The sequence below is a fragment of the uncultured Granulicatella sp. genome (assembly GCF_963515095.1).
GTDB lineage: Bacteria > Bacillota > Bacilli > Lactobacillales > Aerococcaceae > Granulicatella.
The window spans coordinates 1-25,418 of record NZ_CAUPXD010000012.1 but is presented as its reverse complement, the minus strand read 5'-3'; the positions used below and the strand labels follow the sequence as shown (position 1 = coordinate 25,418).

Here is a 25,418-nt window from a genome sequence, read left to right as displayed (position 1 = left end):
AGTCTAGGAACCGTACCTGTTTTTATTTAATTTCATTTTCAGTTGGCTACAAATTGTATCCAACTCATTATCTTTTTTCATCCTCCTCCAATATTTTCTATGCTCCTCACTTTCAAAAAGGATTTGTTTATTTAAGTTAATTGGACTTTTGTCTAAAATTACTTATTGACAAAATGTAAACAACTCACTAAAAAAGGAATACAACTCCCCAATAGTAAGATCAGTGACAAAACATACTGTCATCCTCTCCTACATCGAAAAGTCATATTCCTATTTTCTTACGCTTCAATTACTCGAATACTGTCATCTAACTTCGCCCAGTGATTTGTTGGGCCGTGTCCATTTCCTACATAGATTGGTTGAGCAATTGCTCCTTGAATAAATTTGCGAGCTGTAATGATACTCTCTTTCAAAGGTTGTCCTTTTGCTAATTCAGCTGTAATACAAGCGGAGAATGTATCACCTGTTCCATGGGTAGAAGCTGTTTGAATTCGTTTAGCTTCTGTCCAAAATGATGTTCCGTCTTCTAATAAGACAAAGTCTTTTACAATATCCAGTGTTCCATGTCCACCTTTAATAATGACATTTTTTACGCCAAGATTTTGTATAATAGCTGCAGATTGCATCATATCTTTTTCTGTTAAGATTTTCTTGCCAATTAATTCTTCCGCTTCTGGTAAATTTGGTGTACAAACTGTGGCAATTGGTAATAATTCTTTTTTAATCGTTTCAATCGCTTCTGGTTGTAATAATGGATGTCCTCCTTTAGCAATCATAACTGGATCCACAATTAATGGACCAAAATTTACTTTTTTATAATTTTCTACTACAGTGCGAACAACTCGACTATCTGCTAACATTCCTGTTTTTGCTGCACGAATATGAAAATCACTTGCTAATGATTGAAACTGCGCATCAATAAATGCACTAGGTACTTCATGAACTGCTTGTACTCCTAAAGTATTTTGCGCTGTTAAAGCTACAAAAATACTCATTCCAAAAACTTGTCGAGCTTGAAACGTTTTTAAATCTGCTTGAGCTCCTGCTCCGCCTCCTGAATCAGATCCAGCAATGGTCACTACTTGAATGGTTTCATTACTCATTTGCTTCACCTCCTAAAATTTCCGTTACTTTCTTTCTTAAACAGTAACATTTTTGTTTGATATCTTTAGCTTTCATTATCTCACTGACAATAGCAACACCTGCAATCCCTGTTCCTTTTAGCGGTTCCATATTGTCTTCTTTAATACCCCCAATGGCTACGATAGGAATCGATACGGTTGTAGCAATTTCCCTTAGAGTTTCAATAGAGGTTGGTTGAGTAATGACTTTTGTCGTCGTTGGATAGATAGCTCCTACACCTAAATAATCTGCTCCATGTTGTTCTGCTTCTACTGCACGTTCAACTGTTTTAGCTGTAACTCCTAGAATTTTGTCTTTTCCAATGAGTTTACGAACTACTTCAACAGGTAACTCATCTGCTCCAATATGCACACCACTAGCATCAACGGCTAAACAAATATCCACTCGATCATCAATTATAAGAGGAATGTGATACTTGTCTGTTATATCCTTAACTTTTGTTGCTAATTCATAATATTCTCTTGTAGTACATTCTTTTTCTCTTAATTGCACAAGAGTCACACCCGACCTACAAGCTTCTTCTACTTTTTTCAAAAAGTCTTCCTCTTTCCAATCATAACGTGCCGTTACTAAATAAAGGGCTAGTGTTTTATCTAATTTCTTCATTTGTCCAGTCCTCCATTTTTAACATTTCTTGCCAATTTTCTTGGTACAATTTTGATAGTTGATTACAAGTTTCTATACGAAAACTTTCCATCCCTTGCTGGAGTACCTTGCTTGCTTTTTCTCCACATACATTAAAGTAACTAATCGCACCAATCGTCGCTTCTAGTGGTTCAATTCCACTTCCTAAAACGCCTGTAATGAGAGCTCCTACTACATCTCCAGTACCAGTAAATAATTCTAAAGAATCTACTCCATTTTTTAGGCAAATACAGTTTGAATCAGTAATGACTAAGTCTTGTTCACCTGTTGCTAGAAAAACAGTTTGAGGATAAATTTTAGCCAATTTTCTTAATTCCTGAGCCAATTCTTGTAATTCCATCAAACTTTGGTCTTCCTTAGCACTATCGACTCCTTTGGCACTACTCTTTAGTCCAGCTAATCGTCTCATTTCTGAAATGTTCCCCTTCACGACGGTAACACCAATGTCTAATAAACTTTGTACTAAAGCAAGACGATTGGATAATCCCACTATTCCAACAGCATCTACAACAAGAAGTTTTTGATAAGCATTCGCCAGTTTTGCTGCTTTGATGATGCAAACTTCTTTTTGCTCTGTTAAATGTCCAATATTTAGTAATACGGCAGATGAAACTTGGATAACCGATTCAATCTCTCGTTTATCTTCAGCCATAATTGGTTTTGCCCCAACATATAATAATGCATTCGCCACTAATTCCTTTGTAATCCCATTCGTAATGCAATGAATCAGAGGTCGCTTTAATGGGAAAATTTTTTCTAAAACTTTTTGCATAATGGACATTCCTTAGTTGGTGCAAATAATTTTTGAATACGTTGGATCGTTGATACATTTTTTAATTTTGCCCAAACTAACCAAGCAATAGCTGAACCGATAATCGCTCCACCACAAAAACGTGGTGTATAAACAAACCAGAATAAACCTGTTGTTGTACCAGTAAACCAAACCATTACAGGATAAGATAATAGAGAACCAATTAAACCTGTTCCAATAAATTCACCAATCATAGCTCCATAGATATTTTTAGTCATTCTTGCTCCAATCCCTGCTAATAAAGCTCCAAATACTGCACCAGTTAATGCTAAAGGTGGAATTGCTAATAAAGTCATACGAAGAATCGCTGTTAAAAATGCCATCGCCACTCCATATACTGGTCCCATCAACATTGCCGCCATGACATTAATCGTACTAGACATTGGTGCCATACCTTCAATTCGCATTAATGGGGATAAAACCACATCTAACGCTACCATCATTGCTAAAAACATAATTTTTTTATTTCTACTCATTTTTCTAACCTTCCTAACCTTCTAATTTCCATGTTTCGTGTGTATAAGCCATTTCCCAAAATAGATACTCAAATTGGCAACTACGATAAAATGCTTCTATCATTTCTTCTTTTGTTTCATCTGTTGCTTCTTGATATAATCGTTCGATAACACCACATTCATATTGAACAGCTTCTTTACTGTCTTCTCCCGCATAGGTCATAATCCATCGTTGATACATTTCATGAGGGGAACCTTGTTTGATTAATTGTTCTCCAATGGCTTGATATAACCACGGACAAGGTAACATTCCTGCACAAGCTACAACGACATTTTTTTCTGCTAGTTGTCGATATAAATGTGATACATAATTATAAGCAGTTGGAGCAATCGGTGTATTTTTGATTTCTTCTTCATCAATGCCTAATTCTTGAAAAAATTCTTCTCGGATTAATTGTTCCCCTTCTGCTAAATGTTGCGAATTTCTACGCATTAATTCTTTCACTTCTCCATCATCTGAAGCATCAGAAATAATTTGATATAATTTACTAAAATGTTCTAAATAATAACGATCTTGTAATAAATAATAACGAAATATTGAATCCCCCAATGTCCCATCTTGTAATCCCGTTACAAATGGATGTTCAAAACTTCCTTGCCAATAACGTTTAGAAACTTCCATGGCTTTTTCTGTAAATGTCATTTTCCTACCTCCATAACCATCCAATACTATTTCCTACTACAAATAATAAAATCATCCATCCCAAAGCTTTACCATCATTTTTCCAAATAATCGATGGTGTTCGTTTTCCTTTTTCATCAAATCCATGACTTATCATCGCTTGTTCATATTGCTCTTGTAAGTGATAAGCTGTAAAAATGACTTTGATATAATATAAGCTTGACCAAAAATGTAAGGGACGACCTCTTAATTGACTCGCTTCCTTCATTTGAACAACTTCCCTACGAATATATGGAAAAGCATGAATAATGACTAATAAGCCATAGACAAAATGAGGAGGCAGTCCTTTTTGTTCCAGAACTAATAATAATTCTTCCAAATCCACACTAAATGCCAATAAAAATCCTAATAGAGCAAATGCAAATGTTCTTGTAAACATCACGGAAGCAAGCTCTAGATGAATTCCTTGAACACGAATCGACCAATAACTACCAATCGCTGGAAATAATGGAACAATCATTGTAGCACCAATAACACCCCACTGCTTCTTCCAAAGCAGATACAAGAATCCAACAACTAATACAAAACTATTCAAGACATTTGAAGGAACAAACGATAATTCAATCGTTATTATGATTAGAAAAAGAGAAAAAGCTAAACTTTTAGACTGTTTTTCCATGTTGCATGCCCCCTTTTTGTAATGTCTGCTCACTGATTTGAATATAATGTTGACTCACACCTTCTAATGGGGCTAATCGATGAGAAACGACTAATAATTGTTGATCATATGTTTGTTGATTCCACTTCATCCATTCTCCTATCAATTGGCAACTTCTTTTATCTAATCCGGTAAAAGGTTCATCCAATAATAAAAAAGAAATATCCAAACTTAGCATACAGATGAGCTGAATCAATTTTTGTTCTCCTCCACTTAAATACATAAGACTTGTATCCAGTTTTGAACCTAATGGTGTTTCTGAAAGGATTCGTTCTTGCCATTCTTGAGCATGAGCAAATTTATTCATTCCAAAATTCAATTCATCCCTTGGCATTAAAGTAACAAATTGATGCATCGCTTCTTGAACAGTTAATGTTAACAATTTGGAACGATTTCTCTTTGTTATTTTTTGCCCTTCATACAAAAAATTTCCTTTTACTTTTGACAATTGAACCATTGCTCTTAGTAAAGTTGATTTTCCGACACCATTATCTCCTGTTAATGTCGTAATCCCTTTTTCTAAAGAAAAGTCTGGAATCGACCATAAGCCTTCTTTTATAACATTTTGAAAGGTGAAAAACTTCTCTGATGATGCGCCTTCTTGTTCTAATGGAATAACCGAATGATTCGACAATGTACTAATCGGAACCGTCTGCAAACAACCTTGCTGAATATGTAATACACGGCTAACATATTCGCTGTAACCATTCGTATCATGATCACTAATAATGACTAATTTTCCTTTTTGAGAAAGTTCAAATAATAAATTCATTAAGGAGCGTCTACTTTTCTCGTCAACACTTGCAAATGGCTCATCTAATAATAAAATTGGAACATCCATTGCTAATAAGACTGCAATCGCAGAACGTTGTTGCTCCCCTCCAGATAATTGAACAAAAGGACGATCTAATAAATGTTGCGTTACTGTGTCGGTCGTAACATGATGGATTCTTTCTTGAATTTGTTCATAATTAAACCCTAAATTTTCAAGAGTAAATGTTAATTCGCTCCTTAAATTTTTCATCGTAAATTGACAATATGCTTTTTGGAATACAGTTCCCGCAATCGTTGCTCTTTCTATAGGTGTTATGGAAGAAATATCTTTTCCTAACAAGTAACACTGACCTTCAAAAGTCATCGGTTTAATGCCCGATAAAAATTGAAATAGAGTTGACTTTCCACTCCCCGTATCTCCTGTTAATAAAATGAATTCACCCATTTCCAGTTTGCAATGGAGATGTTGAAGAATGTTAGTTTTCCCTTGCCAAACGCTCACATCTTCTAAAGTGATACCATTCATTGATTAATTTCCTCTTGTAGCTTTTACTTTTTCCAATAAGTTCATGACAATTTTTACAAATACTACACCAAAAACAAAAACAGAAATAAAACGAACAACAATTAATGCAACTAAAAATCCTAAAGAATAAGCGCCATATCCTAATTTGAAATACTCATAAATAAAGCTAAAGACAACTGTACCAATCGCACCTAATGTAAGAGAGAAAGTATCATATCTCTTATAACCCGTTGCAAAAAATCCTGCTTCAGTACCTAAACCTTGAACAAAACCAGAAACTAAAACTCCAACTCCAAAATGAGAACCCATTAACATTTCTGCTAAAGCAGCTAACATTTCTCCAAGAGTCGAACTTCCTTTCTTCTTCAACAGTACTCCAATCATCGGAGCCGCCATCGTCCATAATCCAAATAATATTTCATTTGCAAAAGGTTGATACCCTCCAGGCGTTAATGCCACTTCTAATGCGACATACAAAAATCCTGCTCCCATAAATACGCCCCCAAAAAGAAACGCTAATAATGCCATTAAAATGACATCTTTCAAACTCCATTTTTCCATAAAAAAACTCCCTTCGTTTTCAAAACAAAAGGAGGCTCATTCACTAACATCATTAACAAAGCAATAGAAACTAAATCTTTGTGTTCCGACATAAATACATCATAAAAATAATATCTTTATAGATCGATCAAACAAATCATTAGAAAACATTACTATTGTAACATTCCACATTTCCCTTCGCTGGTACTATCCAGATCAGGTTCAATGGGTATAATCTCAGCCAATTGGCACCCCAAATGTTTTGGTTTTATTAAATTTTCTTTTATCATATCATATTTGAAATCATTTTCAACTTATCTGCTTAAAAAAATATTTGCGCTTCAATTATAAGTAAACGCTATCAACATAAGTATTGATTTTTTATATAATGAGTGCTACTATAGTGACATAGAAATCTGAGATGTGCGCGGTATTTACTAAGTGTTGACCGAACAATTAATGACTTTTTAGGGATTCAGATTGTTGTTATGGATAACAAGCCATTGCACGTGGAAGTTATGAAGTAACTCATAGAAGCCCACCTGCTTAGAATGCGGGTTCAAAACTATCAAATACATCAAACGGCATCACCGGAAATCTATCAATAAAGTTTTTACTTTGGACCACTCTTTGAGTGGTTTTTTCTTTTATAAACGGATTTTATCTTTATGAAACCCCTTTTAAAACTTTTTCATAGTGGTATAATAAAGATATAAAGATGAAGGAGTGATTGTTATGTTCCATGAATATTCAAAAATTTTAGTTCCGGTAGATGGATCAAATGAAGCTAGATTAGCTTTTGAAAAAGCAATTGAAGTCGCTAAAAGAAATCGTGCTCAAGTTTTAATTGCACATATTATTGATACACGAGTCCTTCAAACTCCTACTGGTTTCGAAGGAAACTTTAATGAAGAAATTCAAAGACAAACAGAAAACTTATTCCAAGAATATCGTCAATATGCGCAAGAACATGATTTTAATGACATCGATTTTGTTTTAGAATATGGTTCTCCAAAAGTTTATATTTCAAAAAATATTCCAAAGGATTATCAAATTGATTTAATTATGATGGGCGCAACAGGACTCAACGCAGTAGAACGATTATTTATCGGTTCAGTATCAGAATACGTCATCAGAAACGCCAGATGCGACGTCTTAGTAGTCCGCACAGACCTAGAAAACCAACGACAATAATAATGTAGAAAAAGAGAACAAAAAAGACTTTTCGTAGTAGCACGATACCACAGGGCTGCTACCATCCAAGCAATAAGTTTTAAACGCACCTTACATTACTGACACTTACTAAGTATAGAAAAAGAAACCTGGAAAGACTTCCCGTAGTAGCACGAGTAATAGAAGCCAAATTGGCTTCTATTACTGGAAAAATCGAGACCAAGGCTCGATTTTTAGCCATGAGATTCGCATCGCGAAGCTGCTGGCGTCCATTGCTACTACAATAAAAGTCTTTCCAGGTTTCTTTTTCTATTACTCTCCACTAACGGTTTTTGGAATCCAACAGGATTGTCACTGGTCCGTCATTTAGTAACTCTACTTTCATATCCGCACCAAACTGCCCCGTCTCAACAGGAATCCCAGTATCTCTTAACAAACCATTAAACTGCTCAAACATCTCAAGCGCAACAGCTCCAGGAGCTGCCTTTGAAAACGAAGGACGATTCCCCTTCTTCGTATCCGCATATAAAGTAAACTGCGAAACCGATAAAATCTCACCGTCAATATCCTGAATACTACGATTCAACTTCCCCTCTTCATCCTCAAAAATTCTCATCTGAACAATCTTACGAACAAGATATTCCATATCCTCCATTGCATCATCATGCGTTACACCCACTAATAAAAGAAAACCACGCTGAATCTTTCCAATGACTTTCTCCTCAACTGTAACACTCGCATGAGAAACACGCTGTAAAACAACTCTCATAACTCTTTCCTCTTTCTCGCATCCGATTAAGAAATTACACGACGAACACTATAAACATCAGGAATTTGATTAATTTTCTTAACAATAAATTCTAATTGTTCCGTATTATGAATTCCAATATTGACCGTAATTGTAGCCATCTTATTAGAATCCACTTTACCATTCACAGAATTTAAAGACTTCGTAATACTATTGATGACATTTAATACCTCATTCAATAAACCATTACGATTGTATCCTTCAACCACTAATTCTGTATCATATTGTTGCTTAGAATTACCCGTATCTTCCCAATCCACATCAATAAGACGAGTTTGTTGATCTTGTTGAACTTTCACATTCGGACAGTCCTTACGATGGACAGAAATGCCACGCCCCTTTGTAATATATCCAACAATTTCATCCCCCGGTACTGGATTACAACAACGACTTAAGCGAATTAATAAGTTATTAACCCCTTCAATAATGACGCCATTTTCATGCTTAATACTCATTTTTTGAGTATCTTTCCGTTGAATTTTTTCAGTCGTTTGTTCAAAAGCTTCTTCTTGCATTTTTTGCTTTTCAATTTCTCGACGAGCTTTATCTGTTAATCGATTGGCAACCGTTTGAACAGAAACTTCTCCAAATCCAATTCCAGCAAATAAATCATCTTCATTTGCAAAATTAAATCGGCTCGAAATTTCTTTTAATTGCGTCTTCGTTAAAAATTCCTTCGGTGAAAATTCTAAATCAGCAATTTGTTTTTCTAATAAATCACGTCCACGAATAATACTTTCTTCACGATTTTGTAATTTAAAGAATCGACGAATTTTATTTTTTGCACGAGTTGTAAAGACTAAATTAATCCAGTCTCTTGATGGACCAAATGAATTAGCAGAAGTTAAAACTTCTACAATGTCTCCCGTTTTTAGCTGATAATTTAACGGTACAATTTTATTATTAACTTTTGCGCCGACTGTTTTATTTCCAACTTCCGTATGAATATTGTAGGCAAAATCTAACGGCCCTGAACCTAATGGTAACTCAGAAACATCTCCTTTTGGAGTAAAGACATACACTTTATCACCAAAAATATCTTCCTTAACACTATTCATAAAGTCATTCGCATCTTTTGAATCATCTTGTAATTCAATTAAATCTTTAAACCAATCTAATTGTTTTTGAAGTGGATCAGCCGATACTTTTTGAGTATTTCCTTCTTTATACGCCCAGTGAGCAGCAACACCGTATTCTGCAACAGCATGCATTTCAAATGTACGAATTTGAATTTCTACTGGTTTACCACCTGGTCCAATAACTGTCGTATGAATGGATTGATACATATTTGCCTTCGGCATTGCAATATAATCTTTGAAACGACGAGGCATTGGTTTCCATTTTGTATGGATTGCCCCAACAACTGCGTAACAATCACGAATACTATTGACTAAAACACGAATTGCTAATAAATCATAGATTTCATTAAAATCTTTCTTTTTATCTTTCATTTTTCGATAAATTGAATAAATGTGTTTTGGTCTACCATATATTTCAGCTTCGATTTCTAATTCTTTTGTGGCTTCTTCGATATTCACCACTGTTTCATGGATATATGCTTCACGTTCATCACGTTTTGAATCCATTAATTGAACAATACGATAATATTGTTGTGGGTTTAAATATCTTAATGATGTATCTTCTAATTCCCACTTAATTTTATTCATCCCTAGTCGATGTGCTAAAGGTGCATAAATCTCTAATGTTTCATTCGCAATCATGCGTTGTTTTTCTGGTTTATGGAATTTTAGAGTTCTTAAATTATGTAAACGGTCTGCTAGTTTCACCATAATAACCCTTAAATCATTCGCCATCGCTAATAACATTTTACGATGATTTTCCGCTTGTTGTTCTTCATGAGATTTATATTTAATTTTTCCTAGTTTTGTAACACCATCTACTAAAAATGCAACATCTTTGCCAAATACATATTCAATGTCTTCAATCGTAAATCCTGTATCTTCAACAACATCGTGCAAAAATCCAGTTGCAATTGTATCTGGATCTAATCGCAATTCTGCTAAAATTCCAGCTACTTGAATTGGGTGAACAATATATGCTTCTCCAGATTTTCTTACTTGATCTTTATGAGCGAAGGTTGCATATTCAAGGGCTTTTTCAATGAACTGAATACTCTTTTCATTCATATATTCACGACAGAGTGAAATCACATCTTCAGCCGTATAATTTTTATTTTTTGACATATACGTTTTTCCCCTTAATTCATTACAGTAACCGTATTAAACTATTATTTGTTACTGCTTTCTTAACTTTAGATAATACTTATCCTATCTCTTTCTTAGCCTTCCGTCAACTATTTCTAACCTTTTAAAAGCTCGAAATGATACGACACTGCAGCAAGTGCATACATGGGTGCTGTTTCAGCTCTTAAAATTCTTGGACCTAAGGCACAGGAATGTACCTCCTGGCTATTTAAATACTCAATTTCTTGCAGGTCAAATCCACCTTCTGGACCAAAATAAAAAGCAATCGAATCTCCTTTTTGTAACGAAGTCAACGTTTGAACAAATACTGCCGTTTCTCCTTCTTTAGCAACTTCTTCAAATGCAACTAATGCTTTTGTCGATTGTTTTGCTAAAACTACACTTTCCTTTAAAGTCATTAAATCTAACACTTTTGGAACATGTAATCTGTGGGACTGTTCTGCAGCTTCTTGAGCAATTTTTTGTAATCTTTCAATTTTCTTTTGAGATTTATCCTTTGTCCATTTCACCATATTTCGTTTCATTTCTACCGGTACAATCGTATGAACGCCTAGTTCTGTTGCTTTTTGGACAATTGTTTCTAATTTATCTCCTTTAGAAAGTCCTATAAAAATCGTAACATCAATCGGTAATTCCACCTGTTGTTCTTTATGTTCTTCAATGACTAACTCCAATGGCGATACTTGTGTCAATTTTGCGATATACAATTGTTCTTTTTCATCTACAATTTCACAACATTCTCCAACATTCATCCGCATCACTTTTATCATATGATGTTCTTGCTCTTTAGGAACGGATATCATTTCTCCAACTGATTGAATGACTTGATTCATAAAATAACGTTGCATCAATTTTCACCTAGTCTTTCCCTTTTATCATGACAAATGTATTCCATTCACCCATTGTAAGTTGTTGTTTTAAAGTAAAGCCTGCATTTTCATAAGCAGAACGTACTTCCTCTGCTTTTGACTGAATAATTCCCGATAAAATCAACACACCATTTTCATTTAAATTATGATAGGCATCAACTGGCATCATTAATAAAATCTCTGCTAAAATATTTGCTACAATTAAATCAGAAGGTTGTTGAATACCTTGTAATAAATTATTTTCATAAACAGGAATTTCTCCAACTTCTGGATTTAATGAGATATTTTCTTTTGAAACTCTTGTTGCCATTTCATCAATATCAAAAGCTGTAACCGTACTTGCTCCTAATAATTTAGCTGCAATACTTAATACACCTGAACCTGTCCCAACATCTAATACACTCTCTCCACCACGAATATATTGCTCTAATGCTGCTAGTGATAATTGAGTCGTTGGATGCGTTCCTGTTCCAAATGCCAAACCTGGATCTAAACGAATCAATCGCTCATCTTCTTGTTGTTTTTGATATTCTAACCAACTTGGCACAACTGTTAAATATCTAGTCACACGCACTGGGAAATAATATTTTTTCCACGCTTCTGCCCAGTCTGCTTCTCCTACTGTTTGTAATGTAACAATTCCCTTACCAATAGTTAATCCGAAAGATTTTAGTTCTTGAACTCTATTCGTAACTGTTTCTGTCATTTCATCATTCCATTGATTTGGTTGGAAATAAGCTTTGACAAATACTTCATCTGTTTCATATAAGGCATTTCTTTCTACTGAAAGCCATTCTAATTGTTCTTGATTTAATTGATCATAATCGAGAGGATCTTCAATCGAAACTCCTTTTGCTCCGATTTCCATAAAAATTTCACTAACTGCCTCTACACTTTCTGTATGAGTTACTACTGTAACTTCTAACCAATCCATTTATTGACTCTCCTTTAATCATTTATCATTGTTCACAAGACATTATAACAAAGAAAATAAAAATTGCCTAAAAATTTAATGTAACATATTTGTAATTTTTCGTATTTTTTAGTATGATATTGAAGATAGAAAAACAAATGATTTTTCACTGCTTGCAAAAGACAATTATGCATCGAGTAGCAAGCATACTAAAACTGAATGATATATGAATGATCGATATTAAGGAGTTATGAAACCATGGCAAGACATTTATCAACAAAAGATATTTTGAACAAACAATTTAAACGCTCATTTAGAGGATTTGACATTGAAGAAGTAGACGCATTTTTAGATCAAATTATTCGTGATTATGATACATTTCAAAAAGAAATTAGTTATTTACAAAGTGAAAATGAACGTCTATTAAATAAAGTAGATGAATTATCCAAACAATCAAGTGTCACAAAAGGTACTCGCTCAGCAAGCATCCCTTCTGCTGGAGTGACAAATTTTGATATTTTAAAACGTTTAGCGAATTTAGAAAAACATGTATTTGATGAAAAATTAGAAGAAGATGACGACGATGATTTAGACAAAACTCGTGTTATTACCCCAATTAAAGATTAATAATACTTGTAAACTTTGAGTAATCGCGGTAGTGATTTCACTACTGAGGAAAGTCCATGCTCGCACAGACTGAGATGTCTGTAGTGTTCGTGCTTAGCGAAACAATAAGCTAAGGCAACAACTTGTTGACGGCAGAAAAAATGGCTAAGGATTTCTATGCCAAAGTATTCTTGAAAGTGCCACAGTGACGAAGCATTTCTGGAAACGGAAATGGTGGAACGCGGTAAACCCCTCGAGCGAGCAACCCAAACATATGGTAGGGGCACTCTTTATTAGGAAATGAACGAAAAAAGAGGCACATTTGTGTAGACAGATGATTACTGAAATCAATTAGAACCTGCTAATTGATGGAACAGAACATGGCTTATAGAAGTTTGCATTCAGGTTATTTACCGGGGTCTCCCGGTATTTTTTTTGAAAAACAAAACTTTCATGGAAAGGAAATGATTATGACAACTTATAAATTAGTCGCCACTGCTGCAGCTGGCATAGAAGCACTTGTTGGAAAAGAATTAAGAACTCTTGGCTATGATTGCCAAGTAGAAAATGGAAAAGCTTATTTTACAGGAAATGATTATGATATTGCAAAAACGAATATTTATTTACGTACCGCAGATCGTATTAAAATTGTTTTTGGTCAATTTACCGCTAAAACTTTTGATGCTTTATTTGAACAAACAAAAGCACTCCCTTGGGAACAAATTTTACCAGTTGATGCAGAATTCCCCGTATCAGGAAAATCTGTTAAATCAACGTTACATAGTGTTCCTAACTGCCAATCTATTGTAAAAAAAGCAATTGTTAATCGTTTAAGTGCAGCATATGCACGTAGAACACATTTACCAGAAACTGGAGCACTCTATCCTATCGAAGTTTCTATTCTAAAAGATGTCGTATCATTAACGATTGATACAAGTGGAACAAGTTTATTTAAACGTGGCTACCGTACTGAAAAAGGTGGTGCACCATTAAAAGAAAATATGGCTGCTGCTCTTGTAATGTTAACAAATTGGTTCCCGGATAAACCATTTTACGATCCATGTTGCGGTTCAGGTACCATTCCAATCGAAGCTGCTTTAATTGGATTAAACATTGCACCTGGATTAAATCGTTCATTTGCAGCTGAAAAATGGACATTCTTTGATCCAAAAGCATTTGACACTGTCCGTCAAGAAGCAAGAAAAGAAATTCGTACAGATGTAACATTAGACATTCTTGGAGCTGATATTGATGGTTCTATGATTGAGATTGCAAAACAAAATGCAATTAAAGCTGGCGTTAGCGAGCATATTGAATTTAAACAAATGCAATTGAAAGATTTCCGTACGAAAAAAGAAAATGGTGTATTAGTTGCTAATCCACCATATGGTGATCGTTTATTATCTGAAGAACAAGCTCAAAATATTTACCGTCAAATGGGACAAACGTATGAACCATTAGAAACATGGAGTAAGTATATTTTAACGAGTGATTTAAGTTTTGAAGAGCATTACGGAAAACAAGCCACTAAGAAACGTAAACTATACAATGGTGCAATTCGTACCGACTACTTCCAATTCTGGGGCGTTCGTAAACGTAAACCGGTTAGTGAATAAATAAAAAAAGAAAACTTTTCAATGTAGTAGTACTATAAGCCACACGACTGTGGCTTATAGTACAGGAAACTTTGAGACCTAGGCTCAAAGTTTAGCCATGAGACCGCAGGTCTGCTGGCGTCCTAACTACATAGAAAAGTTTTTCTTTTTTATTTTAATTCCTCTACTACATGAAACGTAACGTGGTCTGCTACTACATTACATTGTACAGTATTTCCTGGTAAAATACTTGAACGAATTAATTCTTTTGCTAATGGTGTTTCAATTTCACGTTGAATATAACGAGCAATTGGTCTAGCACCATAAACTGGATTATAAGCATTTTCAGAAATCCAATCTTTCAATTCATCCGTGAACTCTAATTGAATCTCTTGCTCTTGTAAACGAAGATTCAAATCTTTCAACATCTTATCAATGATGCCATGAATATGAGTTTTTGATAATGGTGTAAAGAAAATTGTTTCATCAATACGGTTTAAAAATTCAGGTTTAAATGTAGCCTTCAAGATACTTTCCACTGCTTGTCTCGTTTCAGCATCAATTGTCTCCCCTTCAATTTCTAATAAGAATTGAGAACCGATATTACTTGTCATAATAAAGACCGTATTTTTAAAGTCAACAACTCTACCTTTTGAATCTGTTAGACGACCATCATCTAATACTTGTAATAAAATATTAAAGACATCTGGATGTGCTTTTTCGATTTCATCTAATAAAACAATCGTATATGGATTACGACGAACTGCTTCTGTTAATTGACCGCCTTCTTCATAACCAACATATCCTGGAGGTGCTCCGACTAATCGACTCACAGAGAATTTCTCCATATATTCACTCATATCAATTCTAACCATATGGTCTTGACTGTCAAATAAGTTTTCTGCCAATGTTTTCGCTAATTCTGTTTTACCAACACCAGTTGGTCCTAAGAATAAGAAGCTACCAATTGGTCGATTTGGATTTTGTAATCCTGCACGAGAACGTAAGACTGCATCTGCCACTTTTTGAACAGCTTCATCTTGCCCAACCACACGTTCATGTAAAGTATCTTCTAATTGAAGAAGTTTTTCTCTTTCTCCTTCTACTAATTTAGTTACTGGAATGCCTGTTAATCGACCAACAACACGAGCGATTTCTTCATCTGTTACAGCTTCTTGCACTAATCGATTGTCTTCTTGAGCATGAAGTTTTGCTTGAGCTTCTAGTTCTTGAATTTCTTTTTCTAATTTAGGAATACGACCATGACGAAGTTCAGCAGCTTTTTCTAAATTATATTCAGCTTCAGCTTCTTCTAATTCATGTTTTAAGCGATCAATTTCTTCACGTTTATCACGAATTTTATTCACTTCTTCTTTTTCAATTTCCCATTTCATTTTCAAGCTATTTGCTTCTTCACGTAATGTTGCTAATTCTTCTTGAAGAATTGATAATCGTTTTTTACTTGCTTCATCTTTTTCCATTTTTAATGCTTGTTCTTCAATTTCTAACTGCATTAAACGACGAATGACAGCATCTAATTGTGTTGGCATTGAATTCATTTCTACACGAATCGTTGCACATGCCTCATCGACTAAATCAATCGCTTTATCTGGTAAATATCGATCTGTAATATAACGATTTGATAAAGTTGCTGCTGCTACTAAAGCATTGTCATGAATATTAACACTATGGTGAATTTCAAAACGTTCTTTTAATCCACGTAAAATAGAAATGGTATCTTCTACAGTTGGTTCATGAACTAATACTTTTTGGAAACGTCTTTCTAAAGCTTTATCTTTTTCCATATTTTCACGGTATTCATCTAATGTTGTTGCTCCAATACAGTGTAATTCTCCACGAGCTAACATTGGTTTTAGTAAGTTACCGGCATCCATTGAGCCTTCTGTTTTACCAGCTCCAACAATGGTATGAATTTCATCGATAAATAAAATAATTTGCCCTTCTGATTTTGTTACTTCTGATAAAACTGCTTTTAGACGTTCTTCAAATTCACCACGGAATTTTGCCCCCGCAATTAAAGCTCCCATATCTAATGAGTAAATGACTTTATCTTTTAAATTTTCAGGAACATCTTTACGCACAATTCTTTGTGCAAGTCCTTCTACGATAGCTGTTTTACCTACCCCAGGTTCTCCAATTAATACAGGATTATTTTTTGTTTTTCTAGATAAAATACGAATCACGTCACGAATTTCTTCATCACGACCAATCACTGGATCTTGTTTTCCAGATTTTACTGCTTCATTTAAATTTTGCGCATATTGTTTTAATGCTTCATATTGATTTTCTTGATTTTGACTAGTCACACGACTTCCTCCTCTCAATTTTTCAATTCTTTCTTGTAATACTTGTTTTGTTACTTGATGTTTCAATAAAAATTCTTTAATTGGATGATTCGTTTCCATTAAAGCTAGTACAATCACTTCAGTTGCTAAATATTCATCTTGAAATTGTTGTCTAATTTCATCTGCTTTCGTTAGTAATTGGTACAAAGATTGACTTAAGCTTTGACCATATTGAACTTGGCTTCCTTCCACAACTGGTAGTTGATCAATCTTTTCATCCACAAATTTTTCTAATTCTGAAATTGGAACATGGACATCTTCGTATAGATTTCTCACAAAATGATTTGGAGTTAAAAACACTTTCCACAAATGTGAGACATCGATTTCTTGATGTTTTCTATTTTGCGCAATTTCTTGTGCCTGAGCAAGTGATTGTTGCATCATTGTTGTCATTTTTTCAATATTCATCTTGCTTCCCCCATTCTTTTTCTTCCATTTCTTTATCAAATTTCTTTGATGTTTATAGTATACACCTTTAGTCAATAAAGGTCAAACATTTTCTTTGACTTTTTTTGACTTTCTGACAAAAAAATAAAAGACTATTATTTTGCGTCCTATGCCGCAATGAATAGTCTTATTATTTATACGTCCCCTAATTATCACACTCAAAAATAAATAAATTTTTATAGTAGCTGAAACAACATGAGACTCGCTTTTGCGAGGCTACTGCCGTCCTAGCTACAATAAATTTCTATTTTTTATCGTTCATCCATTAGCACACTTCAAAAAGAGAAAAGACTAGTTCATAGTAGCTGAAACAACATAAGCCAAACAATGGCTTATGTTGTAGGAAAATTCGAGACCAAGGCTCGAATTTTAGGCATGAGACTCGCTTTTGCGAGGCTGCTGCCGTCCTTAGCTACAATGAACTAGTCTTTTCGATGTCCTATCACTTCAAATCGATACGCATTACTCTTCTTACGCAATAATATCCTGGAGTTAACTCTTTCTCCTTATCCTCAATCCCCTCACCACGATGATACGAAGACAATGGCAATAAATTAATAATCGGTGCCTTGTGAGTCTCCTCTAACCAACCACCTTTCGTAAAAGAAGCATCATCAATAATTTCCGGACCAAATTCAGCATTTGCAATCGTTAAACCAAACATATTCTCTTTCCATAAAGGAGAAATATTTTTCTGGAATAACTGACGCTTTAACTGATTTCCCCATTTGAATAAACGACGACAACTTGCTCCACAACAATATTCCCATTCATCTTCACTTAATAAACTTAACCCATGACGCTCCACTTCTCTTTTCAGTTCAGAATAAGAAACCGTATCATCTACATAACAATCGAACACATCAGGATTAATTTGATTTTGCTGTATGAATAAAGGAGATTTTCTCACTGCAGTAGGATAATCTCTCAAAAAATGATAATCAAGCTCCTCAGGCATTAACAACGATTGAATCATTTCAAGAAGTTCATCAGTGGGATTATCCAGAGAAGTTAATTGACCCGAAATCACATGATATTGACCAATGTATTTCAATCCAACAAATTGAGGTCTCTTTTCTACTAATAAAGCTGGAATAGTTACTTCTCGAAGTGGCGAAGTTGAAGCATTAATTTTTTCATCAATATATTCAGTTGTTAAACGAACATGAGAAAAATCTTGATCCAAAAATCCCTCTTCTGTTAAAAGTGAACTTGTCAATTGTTGATTACAATAACGTTTTAAAGCATATCTTAATTCTTGACGTTCTTCACTACAATCAAGACCTGATAATCCTACTAATCCACTATCCCATCCCAAAATACATTTTTTCTGCCCTGGTACAAATATATATTCTCTACCGTCTATTTCTACTTCAAAAGTATCTGTTTTAAAGCCCCCAAAATGATAACTAACTGGCGTAACTTTTGTCACTTCTAGTATTGGATTTACAAACTGTCTTAAAATATTTTGTATGACTACTTCTTTCATTTCATTTGATAGTGTCTTCCATATTGGATTAAAAATTACATCTGAAAAATTATTAGTCATCCCTATCACCTCAATCTTATTCTAAAACCAATCTTAACACTTCACCATTTAAAAAATCAACATGATTTGTTATAATACATTGTACATTAAAGGAGATTACTATGCATTTAATTATTATCGCAAACCCATTTTCTGGTGGAGGAAATGGAAAAAAACAATTCGACTGTTTAGTCAATTATTGCCTAAAAAACAACATTACATTTTCAACTTATTTAACACAATATGCTGGAGAAATGATTGAAATGATTCCTCGTATCATTCAAAACTTATCTTCAGAACAGAAAATTATCATTATTGGTGGAGATGGTACGTTGAATGAAGCTATTTCTGCTCTTATTCAATTCAACCAAGAAATTCCTGTAGCTTACTTACCAGCAGGCACAGGAAATGATTTTGCAAGAGAAATGAAATTAACACATGATATTCCGACATTTATAAAACATCTTCAAAATGAAACAATTAAAAATCTCGAAATAATTTCATATCATGAAAAAATGAGTCACAAAAAAGGAATTGCGATTAATTCCCTTGGGTTTGGAATTGACGCTGCTATTTGCCAACTTAATACTTTCCAAGTAAAATCTCAGAAAAAACGATTTGGTTTAAATAAATTATCCTATTTAACACCTATCATAGATGCCTTTAAAAATCATCAAAAATTTCAAGCTTCGATTCAAATCGATGATGAACCTGTTCAAATTGCTGATAAAAATTTATTAGTAGGACTATTCAATCACTCTTATTTTGGTGGAGGTATTCAGTTTGTACCTACTGCAAAACAAAATTCGCATCATTTTGAAGTTGTCGTAGCTAGAGACGTTACAACTAAAGTCATTCTTAAAGCTTTCCCATTTATTTTATGGAATAAGCAACATTTTGAACGATTTCCGAATCACTTATTGAAACAGACTGCTACTAAGGCCTGTATCAAAATTAAACAGCCCATTCTCATGCAAACAGATGGTGAAGTAACTTCCTTTGAAACAGTTGATTTAGAAGCTAAATTAATGACCTACCCAATCTATTTAACCTAAAAAACTGGAGTCAATAACGGCTCCAGTTTTCTTTTTCTAATATCCTCTCACTTGCGCTACATATTGTTGAATGGCATCACATGCATATTGCCCAACACCTTTTCCATATTTATCTAAGTTCGTTCTAAACTCTTCATTTTTAGCATATCCAAAACCTATACTTGAAAAAACATCAATTGTACAATCAAATGCATACTGACACATATGTTCATGCAATTCTTTAGCTAGAGTTACATTTACTGAATCTGTTGCTGGAATTCCTTTCTCAATATTAGATGCATAAGCAAAGAATATTCGATTAAATCCTTCAGCTACAATATCTTCTTTTCCATTTTGCTTTTCTTCAGCTTCATTAATCACTTCTTCACCATATTTTTTTATAGCTTCATTTTTATATTTTTTATTATCTGAAACACTAAATCCTTTAAATTTTTCTTCTGATGACATCTTAATTTTCCTTTCTGTAGACAGAATTGTCTTTTCTAATGTATCAATCAATGTTAGAAGTTTTTCCTTTTCGTTTTGCATTAACATTAATTGTTTTTGTAAGTGTGGTAATAAGTCCTCTTCCTTTTGTTGCAAAAGTGACTGAATTTCTTTTAGAGAAAATCCTAAATATTTATAATAAAGAATCGTTTGTAGATAAGATAAGTCTCCCTCACTATAATATCGATAACCATTTTCATCTTTTTTGGGTGAAAGTAAACCTATATTGTCATAATGATGTAAAGTGCGCACCGATACACCACTAAGTTCACTCACTTGTTTAATGAAATACATCTTTATTCCTCCTAACAATTATAGTATAAGGTATGACGTAAGGTCATAGTCAAGATTTTTTTTTTCAAAAAAATACACCTCCAAAATGGAAGTGTATCATATTTATGCTTTTGGTTGATACGTAAATCCTTCACCAATAACATGTGTTACTTCAGTAATAATTGTAAATGCTTCTGGATCCACATCGTGAATGATTCTTTGTAATGTCATCACTTGAAGACGGTTAACTGCTACGAATAATACTTTTCTTTCTTCACGAGAATAAAAACCATGCCCATCTAAAATCGTTGTACCACGGCCAATTTTTTCTTGAATTTGCGCACCAATCTCTTCATATTTCTTAGAAATAATCATAAATGATTTCTTAGAGTTAAATCCTTCTAATACAAGATTAATCATTCGACTTGCTGTAAATAAATAAATTAATGTAATAACTACCTTTTCTAAATCAGAAATAATGGATAATGGACTGACAACAAAAATATCTAATAGTAATAATGAAACTGATACATTCCATCCTAAATATTTCTTCAGCATCATCGCAATAATATCCGTACCAGCAGTAGTACCATTTCCTAGCATCACAACTCCTAAAGCTGCACCAGCCACAACTCCACCACCAATAGCCGCTAATAATGAATTTTGTGGAACAAATTGATACGAGCCTCTTGTAATATCTAAAAATACCGACATTAAAATAACCGCATAAATGGTATAAAACATCGTTCTTCTCTCTAAAAATTGATAGCCAATTAATAGTAAAGCAATATTAATGACTAAGTTAGAAGTCCCCGGATTAATACCAAATATATAATATAGTAGCAAAGTAATTCCCGTTACACCACCACTCCCGAACTGATTCGGAATCACAACTGCATTAATCGTAAACGAAAAAATAAAGGAACCAATGGTAACCATTAGTATTGAAGTGAGCGTTTCTTGATTAATATATTTTTTCATAAAGACTTCTCCTTTCTCTTACTCTGGATCTCGGTGGAATCTTCCATAAAAGTTTTCTGTTGCAAATTGATTAATAATCACTCGAGGGTCTGCTTCTTTTAAGACAGAAATTGCATCGATTAATTCATAAGAAGATAAGACTGTATGTAATAAATACATTTTCTCGTGACTAAATCCACCAATAGCTTCTACACAAGAAATACCATGGCGAATATTTTTTAGATAAGCTTGCATGACTTCCTCACCATAACGTGTTGTAATTTGTAAAGTTACACGATGATAACGTTGATGGAAAGTACTGATTACTTTTGTAGAAATATATTGGAAAATAATCGAATATCCAGCATATCGCCAACCAAAAATAGCTCCGAAAACAATTAATAATAAGGTATTAAATACAAATACTTCTTGCCAAATTGTTTTTCCATTTCTATTCGAGAAGTACAATGCAACAAAATCAGTTCCTCCAGTTGAAGCATTTCCTTTTAAGGCAATTGAAATATAAATTCCATTCAATACTCCACCAAAAATAACATTTAATAATACATCATCAAAAATCGGTTCAAAATTTAATACTCGAATAAAGAAACTTCCAAAAAATACTTGTAAAATGGAATAAAATGTAAATCTTGGACTAATTCCACGATAACAAATAATGGCAACTGGAATATTTAAAGCTAACATCATTAGCGAAATTGAAATATCTAACCCAAATAATTCTGCAATTTGATGAATTAAAATGGATACCCCTAAAAATCCACTAGAAAGTAAGTTTGAAGGTTGAATGAATACTTTAAGTGTAAAAGCTTGTAAAAATCCAGATAAAATAATGGCAAATAAACTGACTAAATGACGTACCTTTGGATCTTTTCTATATTTACGATACCTAACGACATTAAACATACTCATAGGCGTTCCCCCACTTTAAAGTGATAACGAATATGATCAGGCGTTAACACTTTTAACTCAGAATCTTGATATAAATAAGGCCATTCAATTTCTTCTAAACGTTCGACAATAGATTCTATCACTTTAATTTCTGGTACAAAAAACATAATTTCTCTTACTCCATACATCGTATGGTTCGAATCAATTGCTTGCCACTCATTCACTGCAATAGAATAATAATGTTCGTTTAGTTGAAAATTAATACGCTCCGCTACATAATCGTAAGTCGTTTTAAACTGAAAATTCTTTGTTAAGAAATCAGAAGTTTTTTGAATATCTTCCACAATATAATGAACTTGGTTTAAACGAGTTTTAGCAGGTAACCCATGGATACCTGTATCTCCTAATTGAATAAATTCTTGAATCGGAATAGTTACTTCATTTCCTTCTAAATATTGCATTTCATGATTCACATCTTCTAATAGCAAATCTTTCTTTACACAATAAAATTTTAGACGATTTTGCTCTGGATCCATAATATAAAATCCTTCACTATACCCATCATCACAAGTTGCCATAATCATTTGTTCTTCTAATAGAAAGTGATTACTCAAATCACCCAATAATTGTTTTTTAGGAATTTCAAACCCTAAGTAATACGTTAAATTAGTCTTACGAGTGCCAGAATTTTCCGCAACCATAAGACGAATCATTGGAATACTTCCTTGAGGTAGTCCTAACAAAACTTCCGTTTCAAAGTCTTGTAAAATGGTTAACCCAAGAACTTGTGTATAAAACCTCTTCATACTATGAATATTTTCCACAAATAATGTTACTTGAGCAATATCCCACTCTTTTTTTGAACCAGAAGGCAATAAATTTTTTAAATAGTCAAATAAATTTTTCACTGCTCTTCATCCTTTATTATTTCTATTTTAAAATAAAATAATCCGAACATGATATCAGATTTGTAGTCATCAATAGTTCGGATTCAACATCAATTCATTTTAGTTTTCGAAAGCAACTGTTAATGGAGGTACAACTTGTTTTTTACGAGATACAACACCTGGTAAAATTAATAAGCCATTCTCATACTCTGTATTAAATGCTTTTGCAACAGTATCTAATGCTTCCCCTACTACTAATCCAGTAGAAACACTTGTTAAAATATTTGTTACAACTAATAAGAAAGTATCATATCCATGAGTTGCATTTGCTTCTTTCATGCTAAATTCTAATGCTTCTCTACGAGCTAATAATTCTTGTTCATCCACAACATTCACTTGAGCAATTCGCATATTGTAAGATCCCATTGGGAAAGATTTAGCATCTAAATCAATTAACTCTGCTTCAGATTTAGTAGATAAATTTGTACCTGCTTTTAGCATTTCTAGTCCATAAGAATTCACATCAATTTCAGCAATTCGAGCTAATTCAGTAGCTGCTTCAATATCTTGTTGCGTGCAAGTTGGTGATTTGAATAATAATGTATCAGAAACAATAGCTGAAACCATTAATCCAGCAATTTCTTTTGGAATTTCAATTCCATATTCTTTATACATTTTAAATAAAATTGTATTTGTACATCCAACTGGTTCACAACGATAGAATAGAGGATTTGCAGTTTGGAAATTAGCAATTCGGTGATGATCCACAACATATTGTACTTCAACTTTTTCAACATCAGAAGCACTTTGTTGAACTTCATTATGGTCTACTAATGCTACTCGATCTGTTTCTTCGCTAACTGAAGATACAACACGTGGAGCTGTTCGATTAAAATAATTTAATGCATATTGAGTTTCTTCATTAGGTTCTCCTAATGCAACTGCTTCTGCCTCTTCACCTAATTGTTTTAATAAATAAGCATACGAAATAGCTGATGTAATCGCATCTGTATCTGGATTTTGGTGTCCAAAAACTAATAATTTACTCATCTTTTATCCTCACTTTTATAAATTTTATACTGATAATTTTACCACACTATATTTAGAAAACCAATCTAAACTTCTAAATATCCTTTATATTCTTGTGTTCTTAAAATACGGTTCGCATTTGCAACACGTTCTTTCGTTGGTGGTTCAATATGTTCTAATTTGTATGGAATTCCTAAATTTTTCCATTTATAAACACCTAAACGGTGATATGGTAATACTTCAAATTTCAATACATTTTTTAATCCTGCTACAAAATCACTTAATCTTTGTAAATATTCATCATAATCTGAACGTTCAGGAACTAATACGTGACGAATCCAAACTGGTTGACCTTTGTCTGATAAATATTCTGCTAATTGTAAAATATTTTTATTAGTCCAAGCTGTTAATTTTTTATGTTGTTCATCATCAATATGTTTAATATCTAATAAAATTAAATCTGTATATTCTAATAATTCTTCGAATTTACTAAAGAACGGTTCGTCATACGTAAATGGCATTCCACAACTATCTAATGTAGTGTGAATTCCCATTGCTTTACAACGTTTAAAGAAATCAATTAAAAAATCAACTTGTAGTAGAGGTTCTCCTCCACTTACTGTTACACCACCTTTTTTCCCCCAAAAGGCACGATAACGTAAAGCTTCCTCTAACAATTCTTGACTTGTAATTTTTTGTCCTGCTCCAATATTCCAAGTATCTGGATTATGACAAAACTCACATCTCATTCGGCATCCTTGCATAAATGTTACAAATCTAACGCCAGGTCCATCAACTGAACCAAAACTTTCTGTAGAATGAATATATCCAACAACTGGCTCACTCATTCATTATCCCTCCAATTAATCTATCTATTTTAATCGTATTATACCACAATAATACAATAATAAAAAACTAATGAATTCTTTTTCACTTTCATTTGTCAAACACAAGTGATAATGTCTCAATTAAACACAAGTAAAAATGTCCCAAGT

At 33.5% G+C, this 25,418-nt stretch carries 24 protein-coding genes, 2 other RNA genes and 1 riboswitch; of the genes, 6 read left to right on the top strand and 20 right to left on the bottom strand.

The window, feature by feature from the left end; translation table 11 throughout:
* Positions 1-278: 278 nt before the first annotated feature.
* The 8 genes from thiD to RWL86_RS04245 are packed head-to-tail and all read right to left on the bottom strand — an operon-like array spanning position 279 to position 6,315.
* Positions 279-1,103 carry a bifunctional hydroxymethylpyrimidine kinase/phosphomethylpyrimidine kinase gene (gene thiD, locus RWL86_RS04280; RefSeq protein WP_314077335.1) on the bottom strand — a complete coding sequence of 275 codons (825 nt, stop codon included), beginning with the start codon at positions 1,101-1,103 and terminating at the stop codon, positions 279-281.
* Positions 1,096-1,749, bottom strand: coding sequence for a thiamine phosphate synthase (gene thiE, locus RWL86_RS04275; RefSeq protein ID WP_314077334.1), 654 nt, complete (start codon positions 1,747-1,749; stop codon positions 1,096-1,098). Before thiE ends, thiD begins: the two co-directional genes overlap by 8 nt.
* Positions 1,733-2,560, bottom strand: a complete 828-nt coding sequence (locus RWL86_RS04270) for a hydroxyethylthiazole kinase (RefSeq protein ID WP_314077333.1) — start codon at positions 2,558-2,560, stop codon at positions 1,733-1,735. Before RWL86_RS04270 ends, thiE begins: the two co-directional genes overlap by 17 nt.
* Entirely contained in the window at positions 2,545-3,075 is a 531-nt protein-coding gene (gene thiW / locus RWL86_RS04265; protein WP_314077332.1) for an energy coupling factor transporter S component ThiW, read from the bottom strand. Before thiW ends, RWL86_RS04270 begins: the two co-directional genes overlap by 16 nt.
* A 13-nt stretch (positions 3,076-3,088) precedes the next feature.
* Positions 3,089-3,757 (bottom strand): thiaminase II, encoded by a 669-nt coding sequence (tenA, locus tag RWL86_RS04260; RefSeq protein WP_314077331.1) that lies wholly within the window; start codon positions 3,755-3,757, stop codon positions 3,089-3,091.
* Between the two features lie 4 nt (positions 3,758-3,761).
* The gene (locus tag RWL86_RS04255; protein WP_314077330.1) at positions 3,762-4,415 is read right to left on the bottom strand and encodes an energy-coupling factor transporter transmembrane component T; all 654 of its coding nucleotides are present in this window, start codon (positions 4,413-4,415) and stop codon (positions 3,762-3,764) included.
* On the bottom strand, positions 4,399-5,754 hold the full coding sequence (locus tag RWL86_RS04250; RefSeq protein WP_314077329.1) for an ABC transporter ATP-binding protein: 1,356 nt from the start codon (positions 5,752-5,754) through the stop codon (positions 4,399-4,401). The genes RWL86_RS04255 and RWL86_RS04250 overlap by 17 nt, the downstream gene beginning before the upstream one ends.
* Positions 5,755-5,757: 3 nt before the next feature.
* A complete protein-coding gene (locus tag RWL86_RS04245) occupies positions 5,758-6,315 on the bottom strand; it encodes an ECF transporter S component (RefSeq protein ID WP_314077328.1) in 558 nt (185 codons plus the stop codon).
* A 155-nt stretch (positions 6,316-6,470) separates the two neighbouring features.
* Positions 6,471-6,560, bottom strand: a riboswitch (TPP riboswitch).
* 144 nt (positions 6,561-6,704) lie between these two features.
* On the opposite strand from RWL86_RS04245, the gene ssrS reads away from it, so the two are divergent.
* Together ssrS and RWL86_RS04235 are read left to right on the top strand one after the other, a co-directional pair.
* A non-coding RNA gene (gene ssrS / locus RWL86_RS04240) (6S RNA) lies at positions 6,705-6,895 on the top strand.
* Between the two features lie 134 nt (positions 6,896-7,029).
* A complete protein-coding gene (locus RWL86_RS04235; protein ID WP_314077327.1) occupies positions 7,030-7,488 on the top strand; it encodes a universal stress protein in 459 nt (152 codons plus the stop codon).
* Between the two features lie 301 nt (positions 7,489-7,789).
* On the opposite strand, the gene dtd is transcribed toward RWL86_RS04235, so the two are convergent.
* The 4 genes from dtd to prmA form a co-directional block, all read right to left on the bottom strand.
* A complete protein-coding gene (gene dtd, locus RWL86_RS04230) occupies positions 7,790-8,236 on the bottom strand; it encodes a D-aminoacyl-tRNA deacylase (RefSeq protein ID WP_314077326.1) in 447 nt (148 codons plus the stop codon).
* A gap of 26 nt (positions 8,237-8,262) precedes the next feature.
* The gene (locus tag RWL86_RS04225) at positions 8,263-10,479 is read right to left on the bottom strand and encodes a bifunctional (p)ppGpp synthetase/guanosine-3',5'-bis(diphosphate) 3'-pyrophosphohydrolase (protein ID WP_314077325.1); all 2,217 of its coding nucleotides are present in this window, start codon (positions 10,477-10,479) and stop codon (positions 8,263-8,265) included.
* 116 nt (positions 10,480-10,595) lie between these two features.
* Positions 10,596-11,348 (bottom strand): 16S rRNA (uracil(1498)-N(3))-methyltransferase, encoded by a 753-nt coding sequence (locus RWL86_RS04220; RefSeq protein WP_314077324.1) that lies wholly within the window; start codon positions 11,346-11,348, stop codon positions 10,596-10,598.
* A 10-nt stretch (positions 11,349-11,358) separates the two neighbouring features.
* Positions 11,359-12,303, bottom strand: a complete 945-nt coding sequence (prmA, locus tag RWL86_RS04215; RefSeq protein ID WP_314077323.1) for a 50S ribosomal protein L11 methyltransferase — start codon at positions 12,301-12,303, stop codon at positions 11,359-11,361.
* Positions 12,304-12,540: 237 nt separating this feature from the next.
* On the opposite strand from prmA, the gene gpsB reads away from it, so the two are divergent.
* The 3 genes from gpsB (at position 12,541) to RWL86_RS04200 (ending at position 14,504) form a co-directional block, all read left to right on the top strand.
* Positions 12,541-12,909 carry a cell division regulator GpsB gene (gene gpsB / locus RWL86_RS04210; RefSeq protein WP_314077322.1) on the top strand — a complete coding sequence of 123 codons (369 nt, stop codon included), beginning with the start codon at positions 12,541-12,543 and terminating at the stop codon, positions 12,907-12,909.
* A gap of 11 nt (positions 12,910-12,920) precedes the next feature.
* Positions 12,921-13,281: RNase P RNA component class B (gene rnpB / locus RWL86_RS04205), an RNA gene on the top strand.
* 77 nt (positions 13,282-13,358) lie between these two features.
* On the top strand, positions 13,359-14,504 hold the full coding sequence (locus tag RWL86_RS04200) for a class I SAM-dependent RNA methyltransferase (protein ID WP_314077321.1): 1,146 nt from the start codon (positions 13,359-13,361) through the stop codon (positions 14,502-14,504).
* Positions 14,505-14,653: 149 nt separating this feature from the next.
* On the opposite strand, the gene clpB is transcribed toward RWL86_RS04200, so the two are convergent.
* Complete coding sequence (clpB, locus tag RWL86_RS04195) at positions 14,654-17,257, bottom strand: ATP-dependent chaperone ClpB (RefSeq protein WP_314077320.1); 2,604 nt, start codon at positions 17,255-17,257, stop codon at positions 14,654-14,656.
* Between the two features lie 481 nt (positions 17,258-17,738).
* Entirely contained in the window at positions 17,739-18,845 is a 1,107-nt protein-coding gene (locus RWL86_RS04190; protein WP_314077319.1) for a hypothetical protein, read from the bottom strand.
* Positions 18,846-18,946: 101 nt separating this feature from the next.
* Here RWL86_RS04190 and RWL86_RS04185 point away from each other — a divergent pair, with 101 nt between their 5' ends.
* On the top strand, positions 18,947-19,879 hold the full coding sequence (locus tag RWL86_RS04185; RefSeq protein WP_314077318.1) for a YegS/Rv2252/BmrU family lipid kinase: 933 nt from the start codon (positions 18,947-18,949) through the stop codon (positions 19,877-19,879).
* Between the two features lie 36 nt (positions 19,880-19,915).
* Here the strand turns inward: RWL86_RS04185 and RWL86_RS04180 are convergent, their stop codons facing one another.
* From RWL86_RS04180 to pflA, 6 genes are all read right to left on the bottom strand, one after another.
* A complete protein-coding gene (locus tag RWL86_RS04180) occupies positions 19,916-20,659 on the bottom strand; it encodes a MerR family transcriptional regulator (RefSeq protein ID WP_314077317.1) in 744 nt (247 codons plus the stop codon).
* A gap of 102 nt (positions 20,660-20,761) precedes the next feature.
* Positions 20,762-21,619: a YitT family protein gene (locus tag RWL86_RS04175; RefSeq protein WP_314077316.1), complete on the bottom strand. Its 858-nt coding sequence runs from the start codon at positions 21,617-21,619 to the stop codon at positions 20,762-20,764.
* 18 nt (positions 21,620-21,637) lie between these two features.
* Positions 21,638-22,528, bottom strand: coding sequence for a YitT family protein (locus tag RWL86_RS04170; protein WP_314077315.1), 891 nt, complete (start codon positions 22,526-22,528; stop codon positions 21,638-21,640).
* The gene (locus RWL86_RS04165; protein WP_314077314.1) at positions 22,525-23,415 is read right to left on the bottom strand and encodes a VOC family protein; all 891 of its coding nucleotides are present in this window, start codon (positions 23,413-23,415) and stop codon (positions 22,525-22,527) included. The genes RWL86_RS04170 and RWL86_RS04165 overlap by 4 nt, the downstream gene beginning before the upstream one ends.
* A 99-nt stretch (positions 23,416-23,514) precedes the next feature.
* Positions 23,515-24,444, bottom strand: coding sequence for a manganese-dependent inorganic pyrophosphatase (locus RWL86_RS04160; protein ID WP_314077313.1), 930 nt, complete (start codon positions 24,442-24,444; stop codon positions 23,515-23,517).
* A gap of 65 nt (positions 24,445-24,509) precedes the next feature.
* Positions 24,510-25,271 carry a pyruvate formate-lyase-activating protein gene (gene pflA, locus RWL86_RS04155; RefSeq protein ID WP_314077312.1) on the bottom strand — a complete coding sequence of 254 codons (762 nt, stop codon included), beginning with the start codon at positions 25,269-25,271 and terminating at the stop codon, positions 24,510-24,512.
* Positions 25,272-25,418: the final 147 nt, after the last annotated feature.